Source organism: Paenarthrobacter aromaticivorans, assembly GCF_019038615.1.
GTDB lineage: Bacteria > Actinomycetota > Actinomycetes > Actinomycetales > Micrococcaceae > Arthrobacter > Arthrobacter aromaticivorans.
Window position 1 is genome coordinate 299,850 of record NZ_JAHOPC010000002.1, and the last position, 23,626, is coordinate 323,475.

A 23,626-nucleotide genomic window follows, 5' to 3' on the forward strand; every position below is an offset into this window, starting at 1 on the left:
GCATTGGGGGGCGAGGAATCTGGGGTACGTGTGTTTGAAGTCAATGGGGCCATGGCGCTGGCGGGATGAGTATTTGTTTCGCATTCAATGTGGAGCAGCACTAGGAATCTTGAGCGAGCCTACCGGGGTCGCAGCGGAAGCTGCGGCCCTCCTTTTTCGTCTGCCCGGCTACGCCTGACCTCCACCACCGTCACTGCCGGTGGGCGGCAGGTCACCCCGTGGCTCTGCGACATTCCCGTTGCGGGGCCGGCGGAGGTGGTGTTGGTAAGCACCGTTTGGTACTGCGAGGAGCGGGGGTGCGAGAAACTCCGTCAACGGATCCTGGATATTATCGGCGCCGGTTCTGGTTCGTGCGCTATTTCCAGGACCCATCAACGAAGGCATTGGCCCGGTTCGAGTCCTGGTCACTATCGTCCGGGACCTGGACGCCGGCCAGGCCACGAATCTCTCCCACCAGTTCAATGGCCGGGCCGTAGACAAAGCCGGACCCACCACATGATCCTGACGCGAGTCAGAGGGGAGTTCGGCAGCGCGACATCAAACACATCAGAAGCACCGCCGCGGCGAGCGCAACCCAGCTAACGACATAGCCGCTCGTCTTGAGGTCCCAGGAAGCGCTCCGATTGTGCTGTGGGTAGGATGCCAGAGATCCAGTTCCCGTTGTCGCCGTTAGGTCGTCTCGTTTCGGGCGAAGACGGTCTGGGGGGTCAGGGATGACTGACAGGAGGGAGCGGGGACCGTCCCACTGCTGCTGGTACCCCTATGAGGAGCGTTTTCATCGGCTTGCCCCATAGGCTGCGCGTTCGGCGCTTGAAGCTGGGTTTTGTGCTCTGTGGTCCTGGTTGAAGGTTTTAGCACTGCCGCTGGCTTACTGCCCGTGTGGGTGCTGGCGTGGGGTCAGGAGAGAGCCTCTGGAGAGGCAGCAGCCGCTAAGTGGCCTTCGCAGACTGACCGGCAGCGACCGTTTGTGCTGACATTTTGTCCATAAAGAAGCCCTCAATAATCCCGGCTGCCCACTCGATGGCGAGGTCATCACCGATGCTCCAGTCGCTCGCGTCGTGGTGGCAGACGTCACCGAAGCGTTCGGCGCCCAACTCGGCGAGCAAGCTGTCGATGATCACACTGCCTTGTGCGAATGTCTTGAGGTACGTCTTGTCGCCGCGGCCGAATACGGCGTATTTCAGGCCCTTTAGATCGGGCCGCCCGGATTCGAGGGCGTCGTGGAACGGTTGCGCACCCATGGGGAGTTCGCCCTCCCCGTATGTTGAGCAAATGACGAAGAGGAAGGCTCCGTCGGTCAGAGTTGCCACATCCACGTCAGCCATGCTTTCGATTCGCGCCTGGAACCCTTCGGGAAGCGACTCCGCTATGTCTTCGGCGGTAAGTTCGCCACCACCCGATTCCGATCCAAAGATAATGCGAATGTCATTAGTGGTCTCGGTCATCATTAGTTCTTCTTTGCTCTCGGCGTGGCTATTAACAGGGGGTTATGTACGATTTGGACCGCATCAAGAGGCTCACCCGCGGGGTACACACCGCCGAAGACCTGGACGCCAGAGGACGCCAACGTGGCATCGTAAGAAATTGAGCCGTCCGCTTCGATCCGCTCAACAAGTTCGGCGACGACCGTTGGGCTTCCTGCAGATCCGGAGTATTGTCCCGTGAGGGCACTCAGAAAGATCTGGTCGTCGCCGCGTTGAATACGCGGGTCCGCGAGTATGACGTTAAGCAAACCGCCGTGGGCAATGAACTGAACGTCGCCCTCAAACTTCATTTCGCCAGGCCCTGTGGGCGGGAGAAGATCGACTCCGACTGCCGCAGGGAACAGGAACTCACTACGTGCGGTGATCGCGGCTCCACCGCCAACGGTGGCCTCCGCACCAGGCTGCATGGCGAGATACCGCCTGAAGCTTGCTTTGATGCCCCACAGGCAAGCGAGCGAATCCACAGCGACACCTTTCGACGGTGGCAAATGTCAACGTCCCTGTACCAAGGACCATGACGATAACTCTCTGATTATTTCAACCAACCGACCGTTTGTCAACGAGCGAATATGGTGCTTTCATCTTCTCGTCAATCACTGGCATATCGGGGCTATTTTCTACCCTTTGCCGTGAATGCCAGCATACGTTATATACCGTCCAGTTGTTTGATTGGCTGCTTGATGCTAGCTTTCTAAACAGGCGTCAGAAGTCGCTGCACGGTGGTCCTGTGATCAGGCGAAGCGACCCTCATGTGACGTCACGCCGCTCATAGTGCGTAGATAGGAGTCTTAGTGTTTGGTGTTGATATCCCCTCCGCTCCGGCTGGAAGCGGAGCGCTCGACGGCGTGACGTTATCCGCCGTCTTAGTAGGTATGCCATGACTATTGTCATCGCCGGAGGAGCCCTTGCCGGCCTTCGAACGGCCGAGAACCTCCGCTCCGGAGGGTGGACCGGCCGCATCGTCGTTGCTTCTGACGAACAGGAGATGCCCTACAACCGACCGCCCCTCTCGAAGGAATTGCTCTGGGGGACGATGGAACGCGAGGACTTGACTTTCGCCCTGAGCGACAGCGTGGCCGATGTCGACTGGTTACTAGGGTCTCCTGTGGTGAAGGCTGACCTCGAGTCCCATGTCCTGACGCTGGCCACGGGTACTGAGCTCAGCTTCAGCGGCCTCGTGGCCGCAACCGGAGTTTCCTCGCGACGTTTGTCGGCACCGGGCCCGGTTCAGGGGCGAACCGTACTTCGCACGCTCGCAGATGCAGCTGCCCTTCGAAGTGCCTTGGTCCCTGGTGCCCACGTTGTCATCTTGGGAGCGGGCTTCATCGGATGTGAGGTTGCGGCGACGGCCCGCAAACTCGGCTGTGAGGTCGACGTGGTGGCAATGGACCCCTGCGCGATGTTCGTTCCTTTGGGAGAAATGGTAGGCGGCGAAGTTCAGCGTAGACACGAGGCGCTCGGTGTGCGTTTCCATATGTCCCGGACGATTTTAGCGACTGAGGGCAACGGGCGGGTTGAGGGTGTGGTGCTCGACAACGGCCAACATCTTCCCGCTGACATTCTCCTCGAAACGATCGGATCCGTACCTAACGCTGGCTGGCTCGATGGAAACGGACTTGACCTCACCAATGGAATTCTCTGCGATGCTCAGATGCGTGCAGGAGGCAGACCAGGCGTCGTTGCCGTAGGCGATGCAGCGCGCTTCGCGAATCCGGTGTTCAATGCCCCTCCACTTCGTATCGAGCACTGGCAGACAGCCATTGACACTGCCGGATTCGCAGCACGAACCCTTCTCTACGACCTCGGAGTCACCCAGGACATTCCGCCGGCAGTCGCCCTTATGCCTTGGTTCTGGTCGGATCAAGGCGATGTGCGCCTGACGTCCTACGGAATGCTCGGGCTCGCTGACGAAGTCGAGATTCTCGAGGGTGACCTCTCCGCCGAATGCGCCGTTGCCTATAGACGAGGTGGTGCACCCGTGGGTGTTGTCCTTATCGGCATGAAGGAACGAGCGGCGCGTTTCAAGCGTTGGCTGAGCGACGAGCGTAAGGCGGTCTCAATGTCGGCATAACGCCTTGCATTAGTGGCTATAGAGTCCACGTAGCGCCAAATAGCGGGGCCCGGACCTTTTAGGCCGCTTTGCCGGAGGCGCGAACATCCAATGCGTTCTTTTGCGGCGGTACCTCAGCGGGGGAGATCCACACTGAGGTACCGCCCTTTGCGTCCAACCAGGCCGGGAACGCCGAGTTGATGCAGCGAATTGGTAGCGCGTACCAGTTCCTGGGCACTAGGAGCGCTTGAGATGCTCCCTCGAAGCTGCGGGCCACTTGCTCGCGCACGGACCCTAGTCGTTCCAGTTGAAGAAGCCCTTGCCGGTTTTGCGGCCTAGTTCGCCGCGTTCTACTTTGTCCCGGAGGATCTGCGGCGGGGCGAAACGCTCACCCAGGGTGGAGTGCAGGTATTCGGCGATGCCCAGCCGGACGTCCAGGCCCACAATGTCCGTGGTCTTCAGGGGTCCGGTGGGGTGTTTGTAGCCGAGGACCATGGCGGCGTCGATGTCTTCGGCGGACGCGACGCCTTCTTCAACCATGCGCATCGCCTCCAGCGCAATCGCTACGCCCAGGCGGGAGGACGCGAAGCCGGGCGCATCATTGACGACGACGGCGGTCTTGCCGAGTGCCTCGGTCCATCTTTTCGCCGCAACAGCGAGTTCGGGTGAGGTTTGGTTGCCCAGCACCACCTCAATGAGGGTGGACGCGGGCACCGGGTTGAAGAAGTGCAGTCCCACGAAGTTGGCGGGACGGCGGAGTTCGTTGGCGAGCCCTGTGACCGACAACGATGACGTGTTGGATGCGAGGAAGGCCTCGGCGGAGAGGTGCTCTTCCACAGCTTTCAGTGCCGTGACTTTGAGCTCGTAATCCTCGGGCACGGCTTCCACCACCAGGCCGCAGTGGATGAAGGATTGGTAGTCCGTGGAGGTGCTGAAGCGGGCCATGGCTTCTTCGGTCGTCCCGCTCAGTGTGCCGCGGGCGGCTGATTTCGCGACGGCTTCTGCGACCCGTCCCTGTGCCCCGGCTGCTGCCTCATGGTCACGTTCGACCACGACCACCGTTGCGCCCTTAGTGAGGAACGCGTGCGCTATGCCGGCACCCATCCGGCCACCGCCCAGGACTCCGACTACGTGCGGGATAGCGGGAACTTCTGTCATTTCTGGGTCCTGTCTTGCGTGGGAGCGGCCGTGTCTTGCGGAGCTTTCGCCGATTTCTTATCCAGGAAGGCCTGCATCCGTTGGAATTTGGCCTCGGACTCAAAAAGGATCCCCTGGGCAAGCGTATCGATCAGGGGGTGAGCTTCTGCCGGGGCGTGAAACACGGATTTGGTGATGCGTACCGCGAGGGGGTCCTGGCGGCCGATCCGGTCGGCCAGCTTGTGGGCTGCATCCATGAGGTCCGGGGCCTCATGGATCTCGGTGATCAAGCTGATCCGAAGCGCTTCTTCTGCCCGCAGCACGGCACCGGCAAGGAGAATCTCCTTGGCTTTCGGCTCTCCAACCAACTCTTTGAGCCGCCAGGTAGCGCCAGCCGCGGCGAGGATTCCGAGGCCAGTCTCCGGGTTTCCAATGCGGACACTCGGAGTGCCGATCCGGAAATCAGCAGCATAAGCAAGTTCAGCACCACCACCCAGGCAGTAACCATCCAATGCGGCGATGACGGGCATGGGCAGCTTTGCGATCCGGACTAAGATCGTGGAGTTGATGCCCTGCAAAGCGTCGTCCCGGCGGCGTTCGCGCAACTGCCCAATGTCAGCGCCGGAAGCGAACACCCCATCGGTTCCTGCAATGATCAGTACCTTCGGGTTGCGTTCAAGCTCCGCACAAACGAGATGGAGTTCATCCACCATCGTCTGGTCTATCGCGTTGCGGACCTCGGGTCGGTTCAACAACACGGTCAGGCGGTCGTCCCGTTCCTCAATGAGGAGTGTGGTGAAATCTTCCGGGTTCACTGCCATTACACGCCTTCCAGCAGCATCGCAGTGCCCTGTCCGACACCGATGCACATCGTCGCCAAGCCGACCTTCGGTCCCGTTACGGATACGAGCTCGCGCTCCATACGCCCCAGCAGCGTGATCGCTATACGTGATCCGCTGGAACCCAGCGGGTGCCCCAAACTGATGGCACCGCCGTCGTTGTTCACGATGTCCGGATCAAAGCCCAAGCGACGCATGCTGGCCAGGGATTGTGTGGCGAAGGCTTCGTTCAGTTCTACGGCGCCGAGCTGGTCCACGCTGAGACCCGTGCGCGCAAGGATCTTCTGCGTGGCGGGGACCGGCCCGATGCCCATGATTTCCGGTGCGCACCCTGCGGAGGCGCCGTCGACGATGCGTGCGCGGGGTGTCAGTCCGAACTTCTTGATGGCTGCTTCAGAGGCGACGATGATGGCGGACGCGCCATCGTTGAGAGTCGAGGAGTTGCCGGCTGTGACTACTGATCCGCCGGGGACAACGGGGCGCAGTCCTGCCAGGACATCCATGGTGGTGCCCTCGCGTGGGCCCTCATCAGTGTCCACCACGGTTTCGGACTTACGGGTCTTGACCGTGACCGGAACAATCTCGTCCTTGAAACGGCCCCCGGCAATGGCCGCCAGAGCGCGTTCGTGGGACCGGACGGCGAAAGCGTCGGCATCCTCGCGGGAGATCTTGTCTACGCGGCCTACTTCCTCGGCCGTTTCCGGCATTGAGTAGGTCATCTTGCCGTCGCGGGAGAGCTCACCCTTGGTAAAGAGCGGGTTGGCAAAGCGCCAGCCGATGGAGGTATCAAATATCTGGCCAGGCTTGGCGAATGCTGTCGTCGGCTTTTCCTGCACCCAGGGGGCACGGCTCATGGACTCGACGCCACCGGCCACAATAATGTCCGCGGCGCCGGACTTGATCATGTGGCTGGCCATGATGATGGCGCTCAGGCCGGAGGCGCACAGGCGGTTGACCGTGATGCCGGGGATGTGGAGGGGAAGTCCTGCCAGGATGGTGGCCATGCGGGCGACGTTACGGTTTTCCTCACCTGCGCCGTTGGCGTTACCGAGAATGACCTCGTCAATGGAATCAGGATCGACGCCGGCACGCGCCACTGCTTCGAGGACCACCAATGCAGCGAGGTCATCGGGGCGGACCGAGGACAGTGCCCCACCGTAGCGACCTACAGGCGTACGTGCGCCGCCAACAAGAAAAGCCTCGACCATGAGAACATCCTTCGCGAAAGTGAGTGAGGGTCAGAAGCCAATTACTGACCGTTCGTTCTATAAAGATTACACGGGGGCCGCGCACGGTCAATGTAATATTGCGTCACGGCCGCTGGGCCTCCCATGCTGTGCGGAAATCCAGGCGCTCCATGTCGTGGCGCCGTTGAGTGACCAAAATGGTTTCTGGTACCTCGCGAGTTGGCTGGGCAGGATGCTGGCTGCCGCCACAGTGGAGGCTTGACCCACAAGTCCTCGGGAGGGGGATCGCTGGCGTAGGCTCCATCTCGCTGACCGGGCCGGATTAGGGCAAGGCTCTGGCGGCAGCCGAGCGTACGGCCTGGGATAAGGAGGTTGCCTGCCGTCCAATCAGCCTGCGAAGGTCACCGCCGGTAACCAAGAGGTCTCCGCGCGCGATGCCCAGGTCGGAATCGGCAAGGATATGCGCGAACGACTCCGGTACGCCAACACCCGTCAGCAGGCCAATGTAGTCGTCGACAGGAAGATCCTTGTAGATAATCGTCTGGCCCGAGACCGCGGTGATCTCGGCTGCCAGGTCGTTCATGGTGAAAGATTCATCTCCACCAAGTTCATACACCTTGCCCGCTTGGTCTTCTGCCAACAGGACGGCAGCGGCAGCGTTTGCGTAGTCGGCGCGGGAGGCAGCGCTGACCTTGCCATTTCCAGCGCTGCCCGCCAGTGCCCCCTGGGCCAGCGTTACCGACAATTGGCCGGTGTAGTTCTCCAAGTACCAGCTATTCCGTAGGAGTGCGAAGGGGACTCCGGATTCCACGAGAATTGACTCTGTAGCCTGGTGTTCTGCGGCGAGCTTCATGCCAGTTGTGTCGGCGTTCGCGATGCTCGTGTAGGCAAGCAGCTCCACGCCCTCGTCCCTGGCCGCTTCGATAACAGTGCGGTGTTGCTCCACACGCTGGCCGACCTCACTGCTGGAGATCAGCAATATTCTGCTGGCCCCTTTCAACGCTCTGGCGACAGAGGCGGCGTCTTCGTAGTCCATTGATATGACCTTGACTCTGTGACCGGCGAGATCTGCCAGCTTCCCAATGGAGCGGCCCGCGGCAACGATCCCCCCGGCGGGAACACCGCGGTCCAATAGGGCCTCGATGACGAGGCGACCCAGCTGGCCCGTTGCCCCAGTGATAACGATGCTCATGCGGTTGTTCGTTTCACCACGTGACCGGGAGCGTGCGTGTGGCGTAAAGCAGGTCATCTTTGAGCCACTCAAGGTCATCAATGTCCTCTGCGAGTCGAAGTCCAGGGTAGCGATCGAAGAGCTTGCTCACGAGAATGCTGACTTCAAGGCGCGCGAGGTGCTGCCCTGGGCACTGGTGCATACCGTAGCCAAACGCAACATGCGGTATGGGCTTGCGTCGGAGATCGAGTTCCGGATGGTCGCCCACCAGTTCCGGATCCCAGTTGGCCGCCAGGAGTGAAACTTGCACGCGTTCGCCAGCTTTCAATGACTTCTCGCCAATCTCGAGGTCCTCCGTAATGTATCGCCATTGCGCGGCCGGGGCGGGGGAGAGATAGCGAATGAGCTCGTCGATGTTCGCTTCGGATATCCCGCCTGCTTCCTGCATGATGGCCCGTTGCTCTGCGTTTCGCAGCAGCGTCAAGATGACGAGCGTGCTGAACCTCGCAGTCGTATCGAGGGACGCGGTGATGATGCTAAAGACGAGGCCGCCAGACTCCTCGTCACTGAGAACGTCGGTGTGATCGTGGACCAACGCGCTGAGAAGGTCGTTGCCTGGATTTTCCCGAGCCTTAGTCACCTTCTCGGCGGTATACGCCTTCAACTCGCTTATTGCGGTCTGAACTTCCCCGGCACTGACTGTCTGGTCTGACTGTTTCCGCGTCCAGTGGTCAATCTTGCTGGCTTCCTCGTACGGTATGCCAAGTAGGTGCGAAACCATCAGGGCCGGAAGCTGGGACGTGTACTCCGCGACGAGATCTATTGGACTGGGTTGTGTTGCAAGTCGGTCCAGCAGTTCGTCGACGATACGCTCAAGCTCGGGCCTCAATTCCTGTACCCGTCTCGGGTTGAGGTGTCTTACGAGCACGGACTTTGCCCGCCTATGCTCCTCGCCTTCTCCGACGAGAAGCATGCCCGGCATTTTTAGCGACTCTTCTTCCGCATGGACGACGATACCCAACCGCGTTCCCGGAGCTCGCAGTACTTCGCGTACTTCCGCGTATCGCGTGATGGCCTTCGCATCTTGGACGCCAGAGCCACCGACCATCGGATCGATGAAGTCGAAAGACGGCCACTCTCCGCTCCGACGAGCCTCGGCGAGCTTGGATGACGGTGCCACTCGGTCGACGGGGTCGCGTTCAATCGGTAGCCGCGGTGGAAACTGTGCTCCCTGACGGGATGCTTTAGTCGCGTTCTTCATGCGCTTCCTTTTCTGGTGGTCTCGATCCCGAAGCACTGAATTGCTGCAGCACTTCGATCGCACTGCATTGTGCCACCGCGATTCTATTCGACCAACCGATCGATTGTCTACGCGAGTGAGCCGACGAAGCTACCCGACGGTTGTTTGATTAGAAAATGGGTGCTAACCTGCACGGAGCTTGGTAGGACACAACAGCAAAGGAGCTGCAATGTCACTCAACTGTTATTTCCGCGGCGGTGCTGCCTCGTGGCGGTGGCGTCGCATGCAGCGGCGAAGAGGCCTACCTTGGTCTATGCCGGGAGCCATGTCAACCGATCACTTGGTTGCTTTCGAAGGGGTGGCATGATGCACGACGGCGAAACACTCCTGTCAGTGCGCGGGGTATCTAAGATGTATCCGGGCACCCGCGCACTCGATGGTGTCAACCTCGACGTACGCGGAGGGGAGATTCACGCCTTGGTCGGGGGCAACGGATGCGGCAAGTCGACACTCATCAAGATTCTCAGCGGCATCGTCCAGGCTGACGCGGGTGAGGTGCACATTGCAGGTCACACGATGGAGGCGGCCCGAATGCACCCCCGGTTCGCTCACGACCTCGGCATTAGGGTCGTCCACCAAGACCTTGCAGTGTTTCCGGACCTCAGCGTCGCCGAGAATCTGCGACTCGGCACAGATTACCCGGCAACAAGGTTGGGTCAGGTTCGTTGGCGCGAACTGCATCAGGGAGCTCGCGATGCAATAAGGAAGCTGGACATCGCTGCTCGTCCCACTGACCTTATTCGCGACCTTCCCGTTGCTGTCCGGGCGCAGATCGCGGCGGCACGGGCGATGCGCGGCATGGATGGGCGCCACGGAATCATCATCCTCGATGAACCCACTGCTTCACTGCCCAGGCACGAGGTACACGTCCTCTTCAAAGCAGTGAGACGAATGGCCGCAGAGGGTCATGCGGTAGTTTTCGTGAGCCACCGACTGGACGAGGTTCTCGAACTCACGCAGCGCGTCACCGTAATGCGCGATGGAATGGTTGTCGGCGAGCATGCAACTGCCAGCCTCACCGAGCAAGACCTCATCGGGTCAATTCTTGGTGAGCGGTCAACGATGGATCGAACCGAACGGCAGGTAGCCGCAGACCGCCTCGAAATCCACGGTCCCGGGCACGCTCCCGGACCCCTTGTTCTGAAGGTTGCCGATCTCGACGCCGGCCCGCTGCGGAATGTAGACCTTGAACTTCGCCCTGGGGAGGTTGTAGGGGTGGCGGGTCTGCTCGGATCCGGCCGGACGGAGCTTTTGCGTGCTCTGTATGGGGACCTGCGGCTGGCATCTGGTCGAGTTGAGTTGAACGGACGACACGTTGCCTTCCGCAACCCGGGTCAGGCCATCGCTGCCGGCGTGATCATGGTCCCGGAGGATCGTGTCAACGGTGGCATATTTCCGAATCTCACTGTCGATGAAAACATGTCGGTGAGCGTACTCGGCAAATATTGGCGTGGCGGTTGGTTCCGTCGAGCCGCCATCGAACGTGACGCCGGCGTCCTCCGAAAGCGATTCAGGGTGAAGACGCCATCCGGGGACGTAGCGATCCGGTCACTGTCTGGAGGGAATCAGCAAAAGATTGTGATGGGTCGGTGGCTTCGCCTCGGCCCAAGCCTGCTACTTCTTGACGAGCCGACCCAAGGTGTCGACGTCGGAGCGAGAGCGGACATCTATTCGGCAGTCCGTGAGGTGGTTGCTGCCGGCGGCGCGGCGCTGATCGTCACATCTGACTTGGAGGAACTCGCACAGGTCGTTGATCGGGCGATCGTGCTGCATGAGGGCCGGATTGTCGCCGAGGTACGGGCGCCTGAGCTGAGCGCGCAGGGGCTGAACGAAGTGATCTACCAACGGGGAGAGGAATCCAGTGTTGTTGTCTGAAGAGGTTGAAGCAAGAAAAGATCCCAAGGCTTTGGACCGGGCCCGAAGGAGCCCCGTCAACCTTGCTGAAAGATACGGCCTGGGTGGGCTGCTCGTTCTGATGATCCTGGTGTTCGGGTTGGTAGCTCCAACCTCGAGGCTTTTCTTCTCGGCACCCAACATCCAGAATATTCTCGCCAACCAATCCGTGGCAGGTCTCATTGCCCTGGCCATGGTCATCACGCTCGTTGCAGGATACTTCGACATCTCCGTCGCTGCCATTGCGGGGATTTCCAGCGTGACGATGGCCTCCCTACTCGCCTCCAATCAGGTACCCCTCTGGATGGCAATCCTGGTGTCCGTATTCTTTGCTCTGGTTGCTGGCGTGATAAACGCCGCGCTCATCACAGCCCTGGATCTGGATCCGTTCATCGTGACTCTCGGGACGTACGTTCTGATTAACGGGATTCTTCTCGCTTTCACAGGAGGCAGGGTGGTTCAGGGTGTCGCTGCGGAGATCGGAACCTGGGGTGCTGGACAGTGGCTCGGGATCGCCCGCCCCTTCTGGCTGCTTCTACTTGCCGCAGCGATCGTCTGGTACTTGCTGAATCAGACCCCGTTTGGCCGAAGGCTCGCCGCCATCGGCTCCAACAGGAGTGCCGCGGGGCTCGCGGGTATCGGCGTCAAACGGCACGTCTTCATCGCCTACATGCTAGGTGCCCTGGTGGCTGGTTTCGCTGGAGTCTTACTGACTGTGAGATCGGGTTCTGCCGATGCCGCTTCAGCACCCAGCTTTCTATTCCCGGCCCTGGCTGCTGTATTCCTTGGCCAGACCACCATCAAGCCCGGATATCCGAACGTCGTCGGTACGATGATCGGCGTCTTTTTCGTCGCCATCGCAGTCAACGGCTTCACGCTCCTCGGCGCCCAGAACTGGATCACTCAGGTATTTAATGGCGGCGTTCTCGTACTTGCTGTCGTTTTCTCGAAAGTCATGGTGAGGGTACGCGATAGAAACGCAAAGAAGCGAAACGGAGCGTCTACCTGATTCCGATGGACGGCTCCTAAGGCCGAGGCTGTAGCGATGGAATGTCCAAAAAGTCACTAGCAAGAGAACAGATTGGAAGCACAATGCGATTCACAAGGACACGAACAGAAGTGGTTTGCTCATCTCGGGAGGTAGATTCGGCCTGGGATAACACATCAGGATTCGCGAGAGAGGCCTATCCGAGACAGCTAGCTGTCTCCCCCTGGGTAGGAATGCACTATGCAGATGAATACTGTTCGAAGCGCAGCCCGAATGACCACGTTGTAGCCCAAAAGCCCACCCCTGCACGATGAGGTGACATGGTCAAACCGTAACCTGGCTATTCGATACCCGGGGCACCGGACATTCGCCAAGGAAGCGCTCGGTCCGTTCAGCGGCACCATACCGCAGCCGGGCGCGCGCGGCTTTCATAGCCGTCGTTCGGATATCAGCACGTAAATTGTAAGAATTCGCAAAACCAGGGCGTCGAGCCCTCGGCTCCCGGAGTCACCGGACAGCTGTTCATGTCTTACTGAAGTGCACGAGGAGTAAACGGTGGAACTTCACCTGCAACCGGATTGGCAACGCACTGTTGGGCAGCGTGTAGAAATTTGGAAGGGCGGCAAAATGGTCCGCAAAGGTACGGTCGAGGCCGTGATGCCGGACGATTCGTTTCTTTGGATTTCTACAGAAGGTGCCTCACTGAGGCAGATAGTGTTCCGTCTTGACGGATACGAGGTTTTCTCGAACTGTCTGCCCCCGCGTGCCCCTGTCAGCGACAGCGAATATTTCGGGAGTGAAATCCCATCTGCCGCCGCGAGGCCACGAAGGTCGTAGGAAACTACCGGAGGCAACGGTCTTCGGGGTCAACCGTGATCATGATGCGGCGGCTGAGCTCGGTAAGGCGCTTCAGTTGGGCCTTAGTGAGGGGGTCGAATACGAGCCGGCGTACTTCTTCAACATGTCCGGGCGCTGTTTCAACCACCTTGTCCCACCCTTCGTCAGTGAGGGAAGCCAGAGTGGAACGTCCGTCGGTGGGATCAGCTGTTCGTGTAACCCAGCCCCTCTTTTCGAGTCGTCCAACGACTTGGGATAGGCGGGGCAGGCCAGATTCGGCCATGACAGCCAGGCTACCCATCCTAAGTGTGCGCCCCGGCGATTCGGAGAGGGTGGACATGACGATGTAGTCGAAATGACTGATGCCGGCTTGGCGTTGCAGCTGGGCATCCAGTGCTCCGGGAAGCCGCAGAAGGACGCTGGCGAAAGTAAACCATGTGGTGCGTTCCTCCTCATTCAGCCAGCGGGGCGCGGATGGTGGACTGCCCCCGGCTCCGGGATCGGGCACTCTAGTAATGGCTGACGTTTCCATAGCCCAAACTGTACCAACCCATGGGTCCAGCCTTGAACAAAAAATTTGAAATTTACTTGCATATTGAAGCAATTCTATTTAACGTTTACTTCAAGCGTGAAGAGAATTGACCAAGTGCGGAAGGTCACGCCGCCGCCACACCCGCAGCAAAAGGATACCCATCGTGAACATCACCCTCTGGATTGTCGCTTCCCTCCTGGCTCTGGCCTTCCTTGCGGCCGGTGGCGTGAAAATATTCCAGCCGCAGAAAAAGCTGGCCGCCTCGGGCATGGGCTGGACCGAGGACTCAAAACCCGCCGCGATCAAGGCCATCGGGGTCACCGAAATTCTGGGGGCCGCGGGCATGATACTTCCCGCGGTCACCGGTATCGCAAGTTACCTGGTTCCTTTGGCTGCGACGGGGTTGGCCATCGTGATGGTCGGCGCAGCCATCACCCACCTCAAACGGGGCGAGAAGTCGATGGCACTTGTCAGTGTTGTCCTCGCCGTTCTTGCCCTGGTTGTGGCCGTTGGACGCTTTGGTGCTTGGGCCTTCTAGCCCCACCACCCCCGGCAGTACGGGGCCGTCCCCCGCCAGTACCCGCGCACCCAAGCCGCGCATCCGTGAAGGAAACCCTTGTCATGACCAACACCACTGACCTGTTCAACCCGGCTGTTCCGGCCGGTGCTTACGATGACCTGCTTAAACGTGTCCTGCCCTTGGCTAAGGCGCAGAAATCGTGGCAGCCCGACGACGGGCCGCTCCCGTCGCTGTTCGTCAGTCACGGCGCCCCTCCAACCCTGGACGACCCGGAATGGCTCAACGACCTCTTCACCTGGTCCCAGAGTATGCCCAAGCCCCGCGCGATCGTCATCGTCTCCGCACACTGGGAAAACGCGCCTATGGCCATCACCGGTGCCGCGGCCGGCACGCCCCTGTATTACGACTTCGGCGGTTTTCACCCCCGCTATTACACGTTGAAGTACGCCACCCCGGACGCAACCGCGCTGGCCCGGCGTATTTCTGCAACATTGTCCGACACGACGACCATCCATCACTACGGTAACCGCGGACTGGACCACGGAGCGTTTGTTCCGCTTATGGCCATGTACCCGGCCGCTGACGTCCCGGTCGTGCAGCTCAGCATGCCCAGCCTCGCCCCCGAAGCCCTCCTCAAGCTCGGCCAGCGACTCAAACATCTTCGTGAAGAAGGTGTCCTGATCATAGGGTCCGGTTTCATGACCCATAGCTTCGAGGCCATGCGTCGGCCTGCCCTCGTCGGGTACATGGAGGCGTTCGACGAGTGGGCAAACACCGCCCTCACGAGCGGGGACGTTGACGCGCTCACCGACTACGCCAAGAAGGGGCCCGGTGCCCGGATCGCGCACCCGACGGCGGACCATTTCGTCCCATTGCTCCTGACGCTCGGAGCCGCGACCGACCCAACGAGCGTCACCACCACCATCGACCGCATGCGCTTCGGGAACTCCATACGCTCGCTTCAAGTCGCATGAAACGGAGCTTCAAACCTTTTGACCAGGGTCGGGCGCTGCCTAGCCCGTCCCCGACAGCAATCACAACCAGACACTCAAAGAGTGCGGATACCAAGAGGAGATCATCATGACGAGCATCAGCATTCTCGGAACCGGCAACATGGGCAAGGCCATCGCGGCCATAGCCGAAAAGGGCGGCAACACCGTCCAAGCCCTCAACAGCAAGGACACAGATCAGCCCGTCACCGGCGACATCGTCATCCTCGCCGTGCCCTATCCCGCGATCAATGAAGTCCTTGCAGTGCGCGCCGGACAGCTCTCCGGCCGCACCGTCGTCGACATTACCAACCCGGTGAATTTCGAGACCTTCGACTCCCTCACGGTCCCCGCAGACTCCTCCGCAGCTGCGGAACTTGCCGCAGCACTCCCGCAGTCCAGAGTCCTGAAGGCCTTCAACACCATCTTGGCCCCCACCCTGGCTTTTGGCAGGGTCGGGGACCAGCCCACCACAGTGCTCATAGCAGGAGACGATGCCGACGCCAAGACTGTCCTCGCCGACGTCGTCACCGCCGGCGGCCTCCAGAGCGTAGACGCAGGTTCCCTGCGACGTGCGCGCGAACTTGAAGCCCTCGGCTTTCTGCAGATCACCTTGGCAGTTTCCGAGCAGGTGGGTTGGACCGGCGGCTTTGCTGTTTTCAAGTAGCACCCAGTGTTCCCGAATTGGCCCCATTGGAGTAGGACACAGGTACGGCCACCAAACGGAGAAAAGAGAGTCAATATGCCACCGCCCCTGGACCCGGAGACGGCGACCGTAGCTGCAGTAGCACGTTCGAGCACCTTTGTCCCACATCGGGGCACCTTCGAAGCGACGCCTGAAGCGAGGAATAGCGCCGAACATAGAGATCAAAACCTGAATGCCAAACCAGGCGTTCGCCGACGAGTTGACGATTGGACTTCCGTTGACGGCGCCGCAGCTGAAGTCCTGCAAAAGGGGCAAACATTGGCGCGCGGCGTCGTCGACGGTGTCACAAGCGATGGTGCCATTGCGTGGGTTCACGACGACACGGGGAGACGGAGACTGTATGAACGGAGCGAGTCTTTCGAAATATGGGTAACTCTTGAAGATGTGGGCCTGAACTACAAAGTCAATCAGGCGATCATGTACCTGCCAGTGCCCTACTGAACCCGGACAGACGAGCCCCTTCCGAAATTGAGAACGGTCCCCGCCCAAGTGTCGGCGTGCCCGAAGTGGAGGACCGCTGCTATGCCTTTCGGCGCCGTTCCACTAGATCGGCCACCCATGGCCGGATGCCGTGGTGGAAGACCATCCCTTGCGGCAACCCCTCAATAGTAGCCGTGGAACCGGAAATGTCGATGGTGATGCGACTGCCGGCCATTGGTGCGTTGGTGATATGCAGTCCACCGTAGGATTCCGGGAGCACGGGATCCATCCACAGACTGCCGCGGGCAACATCTGCGTAGTAGCCCATGAGGCTCTTCAACAGAAGAATTGGGGTTGTGGCGGCCCAGGCCTGCGGCGAGCACGCGGTGGGATAGGGTACTGGTTTGTTAATGACCTCGCGGCTGAAGCCGCAGAACAGTTCCGGAAGTCTTCCCTCTGAGTATTGTGCTGCCTCCAGCAGCGCTGTGGAGATGCGCTGCGCCTGTTCCACAAAGCCATATCGGAGAAGACCGGCCGCGATTATCGCATTGTCGTGGGGCCAGACCGACCCGTTGTGGTAGCTTGCGGGGTTATAGGCGCCCATGTCGGTTGCCAAGGTACGCACCCCCCAGCCGCTGAACATTTCGGGGGACATTAGACGTTCGGCTACCAGTGGTGCTTTATCCTTGTCGACGATGCCGAACCAAAGGCATTGCCCCATGTTGGACGCGCACGCATCGACCGGTCGCTTTCGGCCGTCCAGTGCGATGGCAAAGTAACCGCGATCGGGCAGCCAGAACTGTTCGTTAAACTGCCGCTTCAGCCGCGCCGCCCGCTCGCGATACTCTTCGGCCAGTGCCATGTCACCGGCGTCGTAGGCGATCATGGAGCGACTCAGATATGCGCTAAAGACGTAAGCCTGCACCTCGCACAGCGCGATAGGTGGCTCGGCCAGACTGCCGTCAGCGAAGTTGATACCGTCCCAGGAGTCTTTCCATCCTTGGTTGATGAGTCCCCGGTCATTGAGCCGCGAATACTCGACGAAACCGTCACCGTCTTTGTCGCCGTAGTCGCGGATCCACTCCAGTGCCCGGTCGGCATGTGGCAGAAGGGCGGAAATGGTCTCCGCGGCAAAACCCCAGCGGCCAACTTCCCCCAGCACTGTCACGAAGAGCGGGGTGGCGTCCACGCTGCCGTAGTAGGCGGATTTCCCGCCCAGAGCCAGTCCGCTGGAGACATCGAGCCTGACCTCGTGCAGGATCTTGCCGGGTTCTTCCTCGCTTATTGGGTCCACGACGCGACCTTGACGGTCGGCCAGCGTCTGGATGGTACCAAGGGCCAAGGACGGATCAACAGGTAGTGCCATAAGGGAGGCCAAAAGTGCGTCCCGTCCGAACAACGCCATGAACCAGGGGGCGCCTGCAGCTACCACGTTCCGATCAGGGTGGTCAGGGTCCTCAATGCGAAGTGCGCCCAGATCGTCATAGCTTCGCCGCAGGGTCTGTTCGATGGAGCTGTTGCCAATGCGCAGCACGGGAATCTTCGATACCCACTCGTGTCGGCGCACGTCTTGCGGGGACATTTCACCCTCATGCGGACGAACGAACGGTGCCATCGGGCCGGTCTCGTCGGAGGTAGGTGCCACCCTCACGGTCGTGCTCCATTCCCCATGCGGCGGGACAACGGAATGATAGCTAAGACCTTCGTGTGCCACGTCGGCTCCACTGGCCGACACTACGACGCCCTTCCTCACGTCCTGCCAGAGGGCGCGGATGGTCAGCAATCCGGGACATACTTCGCGGGATTCGCTCCAGCGGCGCTGGGTTTTGGCCTCCTTTACCTCGAAAAGGTCCGCGAAGTCCGCTTCGACCCAGAGGGAAACCACGCAATCAACACTGATGTTTCCGTAGTTTCGGACAGTGATTTGCTCCAGAATCCCGACACCTACCTCGCGAAGCCGTTCAACGATCAACGGGCTGTCGGAGTACCCGCCCGATCGGACTACGCGACCGACAAACAGGGCCCGGTATGGCTCAGGCGTATTCGCGGCCAGTGGCTCCAAGGGTTGATTGTTCACGGTCAGGTTCCAGCGGGACAGGATGCGGGTGTCCTCGAAGAAAACCCCGTGCGGGTAGTCCGGATGGATGTCCCCGTTCGCCGTGGAGATACAGAAAGACGAGCCCTCCACCAAAGTGATTGTGCCGGGCCCCAGAGGCCCAGCAACGGTGTCCACATTCCATCCAGTCATCCCAAGCTCCTAAAGGGACATAACGGCTCACTACGGAACTGCACAAGGTACCGCGTCAACGCGACGTTGCCGCCGTCGATTGTCCAATCGACGCTACGCCTGTGTGCTCATTGATGCCAGCAAAGCAGAACGCTTTCGGCTCGTTTTTACGTCAATGAGCCTGAGCTACGACTGACCTGCGACAGCAAATGGACGGACTGTGCCATCCATCCGTTTCTACTCGTCCTGCCCAGTGGGCCTTGCCGTGGGTATCGCCGCAGGTGTTAGGGATCCGCGACATCGGGAACCGTCACCGGCAACGACTGCCTGAGCCTAAAGGCGCAGAGTCTGTCAGCGCAGAACCCAGGGGACCTGACAGTGACACCGTCCAAGGTGATGTGTACCGGGTCAGCGACGATGAGGTGTACGGGGCGGTAGATGCCTCCGCCGGTGTACCAGCGGGAGTCCAGGTGTGCTCGGGCTTCGACCGTGAGGGTGTTTTCTGCACCGTAGCGTAGGTGGGTGTCCAGGTTTACGATGAAGCTGGTGTAGCCGTTGGCGTGTTCGGCGATGCGTGCACCGTTGAGGAATATGGTGGCGGAGCGGTAGACCCCCTCGAAGTCGAGAAGGACGGTTTTGCTGCGCCATTCGACGGGGAAGTCGAATCTTTTGATGTATTCCCAGACTCCTCCTTGGAAAAGCCGGTGGGGGCGCCGCTTGGTGCTGCGGGGTCGCGGTGTGGGGCGATGACCGCGTCGTGGGGTAAGCGCACCGGGACTTTTGTGTTGGTGTTGCCCAGTTCGGCGAACTCATTCTGTTTGGGGCCGAAGGTCCAGTCGGTATTGAAGGGTGTACGGATCATGATTGCGGTTCCTGCTTATGGTCTGTGTGTCGAAACGGGCGGGTAAGGGGGGCTGGGTATCCCCTCGACAACTCTGGCTACTGGACAGTTTCTGCAGTGGTTGCGGACCTTTCATGCAGCCAATTGGTCACGGCTGTGATGCCCACACGAAAGGAAGGTGAGTGAGGGCGATCCAAAAATCCATGGGCGGAGTCGGAAATTACATTGTGGATAACTTCGACGCCCGCGGTGGATAGCTCTGTCGCGAAAGTTTCGCCTGATGCCCTTAGGATATCTCGATCGGCATCAATCAGGAGTGTCGAAGGGAGGCCTGTTAGATCGTGGCTACCCGGAAAGGCATGTGATTCCTCCATGGCTTCTGTTGATCCGGCGTAGTTCAGGTTCATCCGTCGAACTGTCTCCGGGCGGAACTGGACAATGCCATGAAGACCACGTGTCCGTCGCCGAACGATGGGTGAGAGGGGCGGAAGTGCTGCGTGAAACGTCCCGTACGCGAGAATTAGCCCGTGGGGCTGTTTGCTTCCCTCATCGCGGAGTCTCACGGTTGCGGCGGCTGAAAGGCACGCTCCGGCACTCGCACCGCCGAGCAGCACTTTGCCCTGAGAGGCTTTTGTTGGGCGGCGGTGGCGATGAACGTCAGTCCTTCGTGTAAACCTGCGGCTCTCTCAATTGGTGAGTACGTGTCGCGACATGCGCGGCTGAATCAACCCGGCGTACGGCCTCCGAGACTGCCTTGCGGACACGCCGAAGGCGTCATTGTGACGGGTTCTGTCAGCTACAACTACTCGTCCCACTTGAGCGCCATTAGCCGATGTTCCGCCAGCTTGCGCCAACGCCGCTTTGAACCAGGGACCGCGCGGCACCTCGTGTCTGCGAGATGGGAGGACCCCACCTCCATCAGGGCATGTCGGGGGTGTTTTTGTAGGCTGTGGTTTTGTTGGTGTTCCAGCCTGCGATGATGCCGGCTCCGAGCATGTGGTCGGTGAGGCGTGCGAAGCGGTAGCCGGGGTCAGTGTCGAGAGCGAGTTGGAGGTATTGGTGTGCCTTAGATCCTCTGCCTTCCCACCAGTTGATGTAGCCGATGGTGGTCAGGATGGGTGCTGCGTGTTCTGGGCTAGTGAGGGTGTAGGCGTGGGTGAGGAGTTGTTTGGCCCATTCGATACGTGACCAGTCCGGTGCCTGGGTGGTTTGGGCGAACAGGATGTGTTCGGGTGGTTCTATGATGCCGGGGATATCGGCCATGAGCCGGTCGCGGATGTGCGGGAACTGGTAGTAGGCGATGAGCTTCAGGACGTTGTCGTCGGTGGGGTAATCCTTGGCCCCCAGCATCCTCGTCCATAGTTCGTGGGCTTCCTGGGTGGCTGCGGCTGGAGGGCCGTTGAGGATGGTTTCCCTGTGGTGTTCGACGGCGGTGGCATGCTCTCGCTTGTCCGTCGCCGCAGGGAGGGTCACTTGGTTGGTGGGTGCGATAGTGCTGCCGCGGTAGATGAATTCGGCGTTGACTCGTGAGTACTCGGTAGTGCTGAGTGGGATCGCGATGTTGCTACCTGGCACCGCGTCGTAGGGGGAGTAGGTGGTGCTAGTGACGTAGATGCCGTCGCGGATGGTGATGCCTTCCCGCGCGAGGACGCCCGTGAGGGCTGCGATGGTCGCCCGGTGCGGCCTGGCTTCTCCTGGTTCTGGTGGTTCTGTGGTGTACAGGGCGAAGACGATGCCGTTGGCTTGTTCATCGGAGGTCAGGTAGGCGGCGACGGTTTGGGCGAAGTGGACCTCGTAGCCTGGCTGCTTGGGGAGGTCGATGCGGAGGGTTGCGCCGACTTTGTCCTTGTTCAGGGTGATGCAGACGAGGCTCTCTTGTGGCCAGAACCCGAGGGTGTGGCCGATGAAACTGAGCAGGTCTGGCGGGTCCTTGATAGTGAGCTCGTTCATGGTCATGTCTCCTCGTCGACTCTCGCTGTGGCTGAGGGCCCCCTTCTGCTGGGGCTTAGCCATTCATGGGCGCTTGACGTTCCCTGCACCATGACGGGACCCCGCCTGCTTCGGGAATCCTGCGCGGGCACGCGGTTAATCGTGCGGGTGCCGCGGATGCAGCGAATCGATTGAGCTACAGCGCAGTCTTCGTGGCTTCTTTGAGTGGCGCTTGGACGCGGTCCCTGGCACGGACGCGTCCAGAAAGTTGCTAGCGAACGCCTTTGCCCCCGGGCCTTAACGGACAGCCGGGATCGGGGGAGTGGAGGATTCGAACATATGCGCCGTTATCGGTTTCACTTCCCTCGGTGGAGGATGTCTTAATCCCGGCCCGCTAGGGTACCGTTTTGGTACCATGGGTTTCATGGCTATGAATCTTCGGGTCCCTGAGGATCTTGACCGACGGCTGGAGAAGTTGGCTGCCGAGGAACACACGTCAAAGTCCGCACTCCTATTGCAGGGGGCCGAGTTGGTTCTGCAGCGGCACACGCGCCGGCGTGAAATCAGTGAGGGCCTTGATTTTGTGATGAGTCATGACGCTGAGCTGCTGACGCGCCTTGAGGACGCGTGACGGCTTACCTTGACATTGAGGATGCGCTTCAAGTTATTGATCGCTACGGCTTCCATATCCGCGACGTCGGCTTGTTGGCGTCGGCATTGGCCAGGCCCGCGACAACGGTCATGGGCGCTGAAGCTTATCCGGAACTAGCGATGAAGGCGGCTGCCTTACTTGAGTCGGTCGCGCGGTTCCATCCACTCCTTGATGGGAACAAGCGGACTGCTTGGACGCTCATGGTGCTGCTGTTGTGGATCAACGGCTACCGTCATGACTTCACCACTGACGAGGGCTTCGGACTGGTCGTCGGGGTCGCCGCTGGGGACGTGGAAGTACAGGACTCTGCCGCTGTGATCTCGAATCATTTGGTGCCGCGTTAACTCGCCCTTTTCCCCAAGAGGAAAGTGTGGACAATGTCCACACTTTCCGCCTCGGACTCGCCCGTACTTCCGCCGGACTGGCCCGGATTCCGCAGGTTCCCGCGGGATCCCAGCAATGACTAGGCTAAGAATCGCGTTCGAGTCCCACCTCGGGCACGGCATAACCCCTCGTCAGGGAGGTTTTTGCTCTCAAGTGTGTACAAAGCTTGACGGTTGAGACCTAGGGTTCCGGGCGCAACAGACAGCCTGTACCGGGTTGTAGCGGATCAAGCCAATGTAGCGTCCGGATCCTTCAGTCATGCCGAGCAGTTCTCCTTGCTCGACTTGTCGTGCATTAGGTGTCGGGTGAACCATTGCAGGGCTGCACCCGAGGTTGCTGCGAATTCCCCGAGGTAGGCGTCAAAGTGTCCTCCCGGGAAGAGCAGCAGCTCTTTGGGCTCGAGGGCACGCTGGTAGGCCTGCAGTGCCAAGTCAGTGGGGGTCACGCGATCGTTGTCCCCGACGATCATCAGAAGAGGTGTCGGTGAGACGCGTTCGATATAGATCCCAGGCTCATATGCCCGGGCCGCTCTTGTTGAGCGTACCGTGACGTTGTTCTCCCAGAGCCCGTCAGGGATTGGCTGCAGGTAGAACGATACGGCTTCCGGATCGGTGTAGCTTGCCGGGACGGACCCGTCGGAGACCAAGGCAATACGGTGCGGTTCCTCGCCTGCGAGTTGTGCCTGGTCATCGGCCGCGAACGAGGCCTCCAATGCTGCCCGTTTTTCCGGGGTCACCCGCCGGAGCCCTTGCTGATAGCCGCTGATGGTAGGCACTTGCGAGACGATCGCCTTCAGCCGGGGCTCGGTTGCGCCGAGGACGAAGGCATGGCCCCCTGCATAGCTTGAGCCCCACAGACCGATCCGTTCCGGATCCGCTTCCGGCCGCGATTCGAGGAAGGTGATGGCCCTGCGCCAATCCTCGATTTGCCGCCAGGGATTGATGTCCTGACGGGGTATTCCACCGCTTTCCCCGAATCCCCGGTGATCGTGGAAGAGCACAACGAAACCGGCGCTGGCAAAGGCTTCAGCATAGGGGAGGGCGCCCTGCTCCTTGACCCCGCCATACCCCATACCCAACGTCAGTGCCGGATACGGGCCATCACCAGTGGTGGGAATATAAAGGTTGCCCCGAAGCTCAACGTTGCCGTCGGCACGAAAGCCGACCCGTTCGATCGTGTATTTGTCCTCGGTTTTCGACCGAAGAGTTTGGTCCTGGCCATTGGACATGGCTGACTCCTTTGTCATTAGCAGTGCAGTTGTTGGATTGGGGAATCTATGTAGGGAGTTTTTAAAAACTAGTTCTAACGCTTGCGGCTCAGAAGTCCTACTGCTCCGTACCAAACGGACCCTGTGTTCATTCGCAGGGGCCCCGGAAATAAAAGTGATCGCCAAGGGTGAGGAAACTATCGCTTCGCCGCTGGCAAGTCGCTGCTCCCTGGCGTCCGGAGCGCCCTCCAGCACCAAGACTTCATAGGACAGAGTCGCCATGCATTGTTGTTCCGTCCCTATCAGGGGGTCCTAACTCAATGTTGTAAAAGA

Annotated in this window: 21 protein-coding genes and 1 pseudogene; 9 read left to right on the forward strand and 13 right to left on the reverse strand. The window is 60.1% G+C overall.

Annotated features, from left to right (window positions below):
• Positions 1-929 precede the first annotated feature (929 nt).
• Both KSW38_RS04945 and KSW38_RS04950 read right to left on the reverse strand, forming a co-directional pair.
• Complete coding sequence (locus KSW38_RS04945; RefSeq protein WP_216923378.1) at positions 930-1,448, reverse strand: flavodoxin domain-containing protein; 519 nt, start codon at positions 1,446-1,448, stop codon at positions 930-932.
• Positions 1,448-1,948, reverse strand: a complete 501-nt coding sequence (locus KSW38_RS04950; protein ID WP_216923380.1) for an HtaA domain-containing protein — start codon at positions 1,946-1,948, stop codon at positions 1,448-1,450. Before KSW38_RS04950 ends, KSW38_RS04945 begins: the two co-directional genes overlap by 1 nt.
• A gap of 413 nt (positions 1,949-2,361) precedes the next feature.
• On the opposite strand from KSW38_RS04950, the gene KSW38_RS04955 reads away from it, so the two are divergent.
• Entirely contained in the window at positions 2,362-3,555 is a 1,194-nt protein-coding gene (locus KSW38_RS04955; protein ID WP_216923382.1) for an NAD(P)/FAD-dependent oxidoreductase, read from the forward strand.
• Positions 3,556-3,828: 273 nt separating this feature from the next.
• On the opposite strand, the gene KSW38_RS04960 is transcribed toward KSW38_RS04955, so the two are convergent.
• The 5 genes from KSW38_RS04960 to KSW38_RS04980 form a co-directional block, all read right to left on the reverse strand.
• Positions 3,829-4,692, reverse strand: a complete 864-nt coding sequence (locus tag KSW38_RS04960) for a 3-hydroxyacyl-CoA dehydrogenase family protein (RefSeq protein ID WP_216923384.1) — start codon at positions 4,690-4,692, stop codon at positions 3,829-3,831.
• On the reverse strand, positions 4,689-5,492 hold the full coding sequence (locus tag KSW38_RS04965; RefSeq protein WP_216923386.1) for an enoyl-CoA hydratase/isomerase family protein: 804 nt from the start codon (positions 5,490-5,492) through the stop codon (positions 4,689-4,691). The genes KSW38_RS04960 and KSW38_RS04965 overlap by 4 nt, the downstream gene beginning before the upstream one ends.
• Complete coding sequence (locus tag KSW38_RS04970) at positions 5,492-6,718, reverse strand: thiolase family protein (protein ID WP_216923387.1); 1,227 nt, start codon at positions 6,716-6,718, stop codon at positions 5,492-5,494. Before KSW38_RS04970 ends, KSW38_RS04965 begins: the two co-directional genes overlap by 1 nt.
• Before the next feature lie 301 nt (positions 6,719-7,019).
• On the reverse strand, positions 7,020-7,889 hold the full coding sequence (locus KSW38_RS04975) for an SDR family oxidoreductase (RefSeq protein WP_216923389.1): 870 nt from the start codon (positions 7,887-7,889) through the stop codon (positions 7,020-7,022).
• Positions 7,890-7,902: 13 nt separating this feature from the next.
• Complete coding sequence (locus tag KSW38_RS04980) at positions 7,903-9,129, reverse strand: cytochrome P450 (RefSeq protein ID WP_216923391.1); 1,227 nt, start codon at positions 9,127-9,129, stop codon at positions 7,903-7,905.
• 342 nt (positions 9,130-9,471) lie between these two features.
• Between KSW38_RS04980 and KSW38_RS04985 the strand changes: the two genes are divergently transcribed.
• Together KSW38_RS04985 and KSW38_RS04990 are read left to right on the forward strand one after the other, a co-directional pair.
• Positions 9,472-11,043 carry a sugar ABC transporter ATP-binding protein gene (locus KSW38_RS04985; RefSeq protein ID WP_216923393.1) on the forward strand — a complete coding sequence of 524 codons (1,572 nt, stop codon included), beginning with the start codon at positions 9,472-9,474 and terminating at the stop codon, positions 11,041-11,043.
• Complete coding sequence (locus tag KSW38_RS04990; protein ID WP_216923395.1) at positions 11,030-12,070, forward strand: ABC transporter permease; 1,041 nt, start codon at positions 11,030-11,032, stop codon at positions 12,068-12,070. Before KSW38_RS04985 ends, KSW38_RS04990 begins: the two co-directional genes overlap by 14 nt.
• 820 nt (positions 12,071-12,890) lie before the next feature.
• Here KSW38_RS04990 and KSW38_RS04995 read toward each other — a convergent pair.
• Positions 12,891-13,418, reverse strand: a complete 528-nt coding sequence (locus KSW38_RS04995) for a MarR family winged helix-turn-helix transcriptional regulator (RefSeq protein WP_216923397.1) — start codon at positions 13,416-13,418, stop codon at positions 12,891-12,893.
• A gap of 163 nt (positions 13,419-13,581) precedes the next feature.
• Between KSW38_RS04995 and KSW38_RS05000 the strand changes: the two genes are divergently transcribed.
• From KSW38_RS05000 to KSW38_RS05015, 4 genes are all read left to right on the forward strand, one after another.
• Positions 13,582-13,956: a DoxX family protein gene (locus KSW38_RS05000; RefSeq protein WP_216923399.1), complete on the forward strand. Its 375-nt coding sequence runs from the start codon at positions 13,582-13,584 to the stop codon at positions 13,954-13,956.
• A gap of 83 nt (positions 13,957-14,039) precedes the next feature.
• Positions 14,040-14,912, forward strand: a complete 873-nt coding sequence (locus tag KSW38_RS05005) for a DODA-type extradiol aromatic ring-opening family dioxygenase (RefSeq protein ID WP_216923401.1) — start codon at positions 14,040-14,042, stop codon at positions 14,910-14,912.
• 106 nt (positions 14,913-15,018) lie between these two features.
• Complete coding sequence (locus tag KSW38_RS05010) at positions 15,019-15,594, forward strand: NADPH-dependent F420 reductase (RefSeq protein WP_216923403.1); 576 nt, start codon at positions 15,019-15,021, stop codon at positions 15,592-15,594.
• Positions 15,595-15,669: 75 nt separating this feature from the next.
• Positions 15,670-16,074, forward strand: a complete 405-nt coding sequence (locus KSW38_RS05015) for a hypothetical protein (protein ID WP_216923405.1) — start codon at positions 15,670-15,672, stop codon at positions 16,072-16,074.
• 79 nt (positions 16,075-16,153) lie between these two features.
• Here the strand turns inward: KSW38_RS05015 and KSW38_RS05020 are convergent, their stop codons facing one another.
• The 4 genes and pseudogenes from KSW38_RS05020 to KSW38_RS05035 all read right to left on the reverse strand — a co-directional run bounded on the left by KSW38_RS05020 (position 16,154) and on the right by KSW38_RS05035 (position 21,071).
• A complete protein-coding gene (locus KSW38_RS05020) occupies positions 16,154-18,301 on the reverse strand; it encodes an amylo-alpha-1,6-glucosidase (RefSeq protein WP_216923407.1) in 2,148 nt (715 codons plus the stop codon).
• A gap of 263 nt (positions 18,302-18,564) precedes the next feature.
• Positions 18,565-18,954: a glycosyl hydrolase 2 galactose-binding domain-containing protein gene (locus tag KSW38_RS23795; protein WP_216923808.1), complete on the reverse strand. Its 390-nt coding sequence runs from the start codon at positions 18,952-18,954 to the stop codon at positions 18,565-18,567.
• A 265-nt stretch (positions 18,955-19,219) separates the two neighbouring features.
• Positions 19,220-19,759, reverse strand: a pseudogene (locus KSW38_RS23800) (alpha/beta hydrolase); the annotation flags it as partial.
• 280 nt (positions 19,760-20,039) lie between these two features.
• Positions 20,040-21,071 carry a DUF4192 domain-containing protein gene (locus KSW38_RS05035; protein WP_216923411.1) on the reverse strand — a complete coding sequence of 344 codons (1,032 nt, stop codon included), beginning with the start codon at positions 21,069-21,071 and terminating at the stop codon, positions 20,040-20,042.
• 403 nt (positions 21,072-21,474) lie between these two features.
• Here KSW38_RS05035 and KSW38_RS05040 point away from each other — a divergent pair, with 403 nt between their 5' ends.
• Positions 21,475-21,681 carry a ribbon-helix-helix protein, CopG family gene (locus KSW38_RS05040; protein ID WP_241650980.1) on the forward strand — a complete coding sequence of 69 codons (207 nt, stop codon included), beginning with the start codon at positions 21,475-21,477 and terminating at the stop codon, positions 21,679-21,681.
• Positions 21,678-22,046, forward strand: a complete 369-nt coding sequence (locus tag KSW38_RS05045) for a type II toxin-antitoxin system death-on-curing family toxin (RefSeq protein WP_216923412.1) — start codon at positions 21,678-21,680, stop codon at positions 22,044-22,046. Before KSW38_RS05040 ends, KSW38_RS05045 begins: the two co-directional genes overlap by 4 nt.
• 296 nt (positions 22,047-22,342) lie before the next feature.
• Here KSW38_RS05045 and KSW38_RS05050 read toward each other — a convergent pair whose 3' ends face one another.
• On the reverse strand, positions 22,343-23,314 hold the full coding sequence (locus tag KSW38_RS05050) for an alpha/beta hydrolase (protein WP_216923414.1): 972 nt from the start codon (positions 23,312-23,314) through the stop codon (positions 22,343-22,345).
• Between the last annotated feature and the right edge of the window lie 312 nt (positions 23,315-23,626).

Excerpts from the sequence above, each read along its gene's own strand:
- KSW38_RS04945 (WP_216923378.1), bottom strand. The coding sequence starts at position 1,448 with ATGATGACCGAGACCACTAATGACATTCGCATTATCTTTGGATCGGAA.
- KSW38_RS04955 (WP_216923382.1), top strand. The coding sequence starts at position 2,362 with ATGACTATTGTCATCGCCGGAGGAGCCCTTGCCGGCCTTCGAACGGCC.
- KSW38_RS04960 (WP_216923384.1), bottom strand. The coding sequence starts at position 4,692 with ATGACAGAAGTTCCCGCTATCCCGCACGTAGTCGGAGTCCTGGGCGGT.
- KSW38_RS04965 (WP_216923386.1), bottom strand. The coding sequence starts at position 5,492 with ATGGCAGTGAACCCGGAAGATTTCACCACACTCCTCATTGAGGAACGG.
- KSW38_RS04970 (WP_216923387.1), bottom strand. The coding sequence starts at position 6,718 with ATGGTCGAGGCTTTTCTTGTTGGCGGCGCACGTACGCCTGTAGGTCGC.
- KSW38_RS04975 (WP_216923389.1), bottom strand. The coding sequence starts at position 7,889 with ATGAGCATCGTTATCACTGGGGCAACGGGCCAGCTGGGTCGCCTCGTC.
- KSW38_RS04980 (WP_216923391.1), bottom strand. The coding sequence starts at position 9,129 with ATGAAGAACGCGACTAAAGCATCCCGTCAGGGAGCACAGTTTCCACCG.
- KSW38_RS04985 (WP_216923393.1), top strand. The coding sequence starts at position 9,472 with ATGATGCACGACGGCGAAACACTCCTGTCAGTGCGCGGGGTATCTAAG.
- KSW38_RS04995 (WP_216923397.1), bottom strand. The coding sequence starts at position 13,418 with ATGGAAACGTCAGCCATTACTAGAGTGCCCGATCCCGGAGCCGGGGGC.
- KSW38_RS05005 (WP_216923401.1), top strand. The coding sequence starts at position 14,040 with ATGACCAACACCACTGACCTGTTCAACCCGGCTGTTCCGGCCGGTGCT.
- KSW38_RS05010 (WP_216923403.1), top strand. The coding sequence starts at position 15,019 with ATGACGAGCATCAGCATTCTCGGAACCGGCAACATGGGCAAGGCCATC.
- KSW38_RS05015 (WP_216923405.1), top strand. The coding sequence starts at position 15,670 with ATGCCACCGCCCCTGGACCCGGAGACGGCGACCGTAGCTGCAGTAGCA.
- KSW38_RS05020 (WP_216923407.1), bottom strand. The coding sequence starts at position 18,301 with ATGACTGGATGGAATGTGGACACCGTTGCTGGGCCTCTGGGGCCCGGC.
- KSW38_RS05035 (WP_216923411.1), bottom strand. The coding sequence starts at position 21,071 with ATGAACGAGCTCACTATCAAGGACCCGCCAGACCTGCTCAGTTTCATC.
- KSW38_RS05040 (WP_241650980.1), top strand. The coding sequence starts at position 21,475 with ATGGCTATGAATCTTCGGGTCCCTGAGGATCTTGACCGACGGCTGGAG.
- KSW38_RS05050 (WP_216923414.1), bottom strand. The coding sequence starts at position 23,314 with ATGTCCAATGGCCAGGACCAAACTCTTCGGTCGAAAACCGAGGACAAA.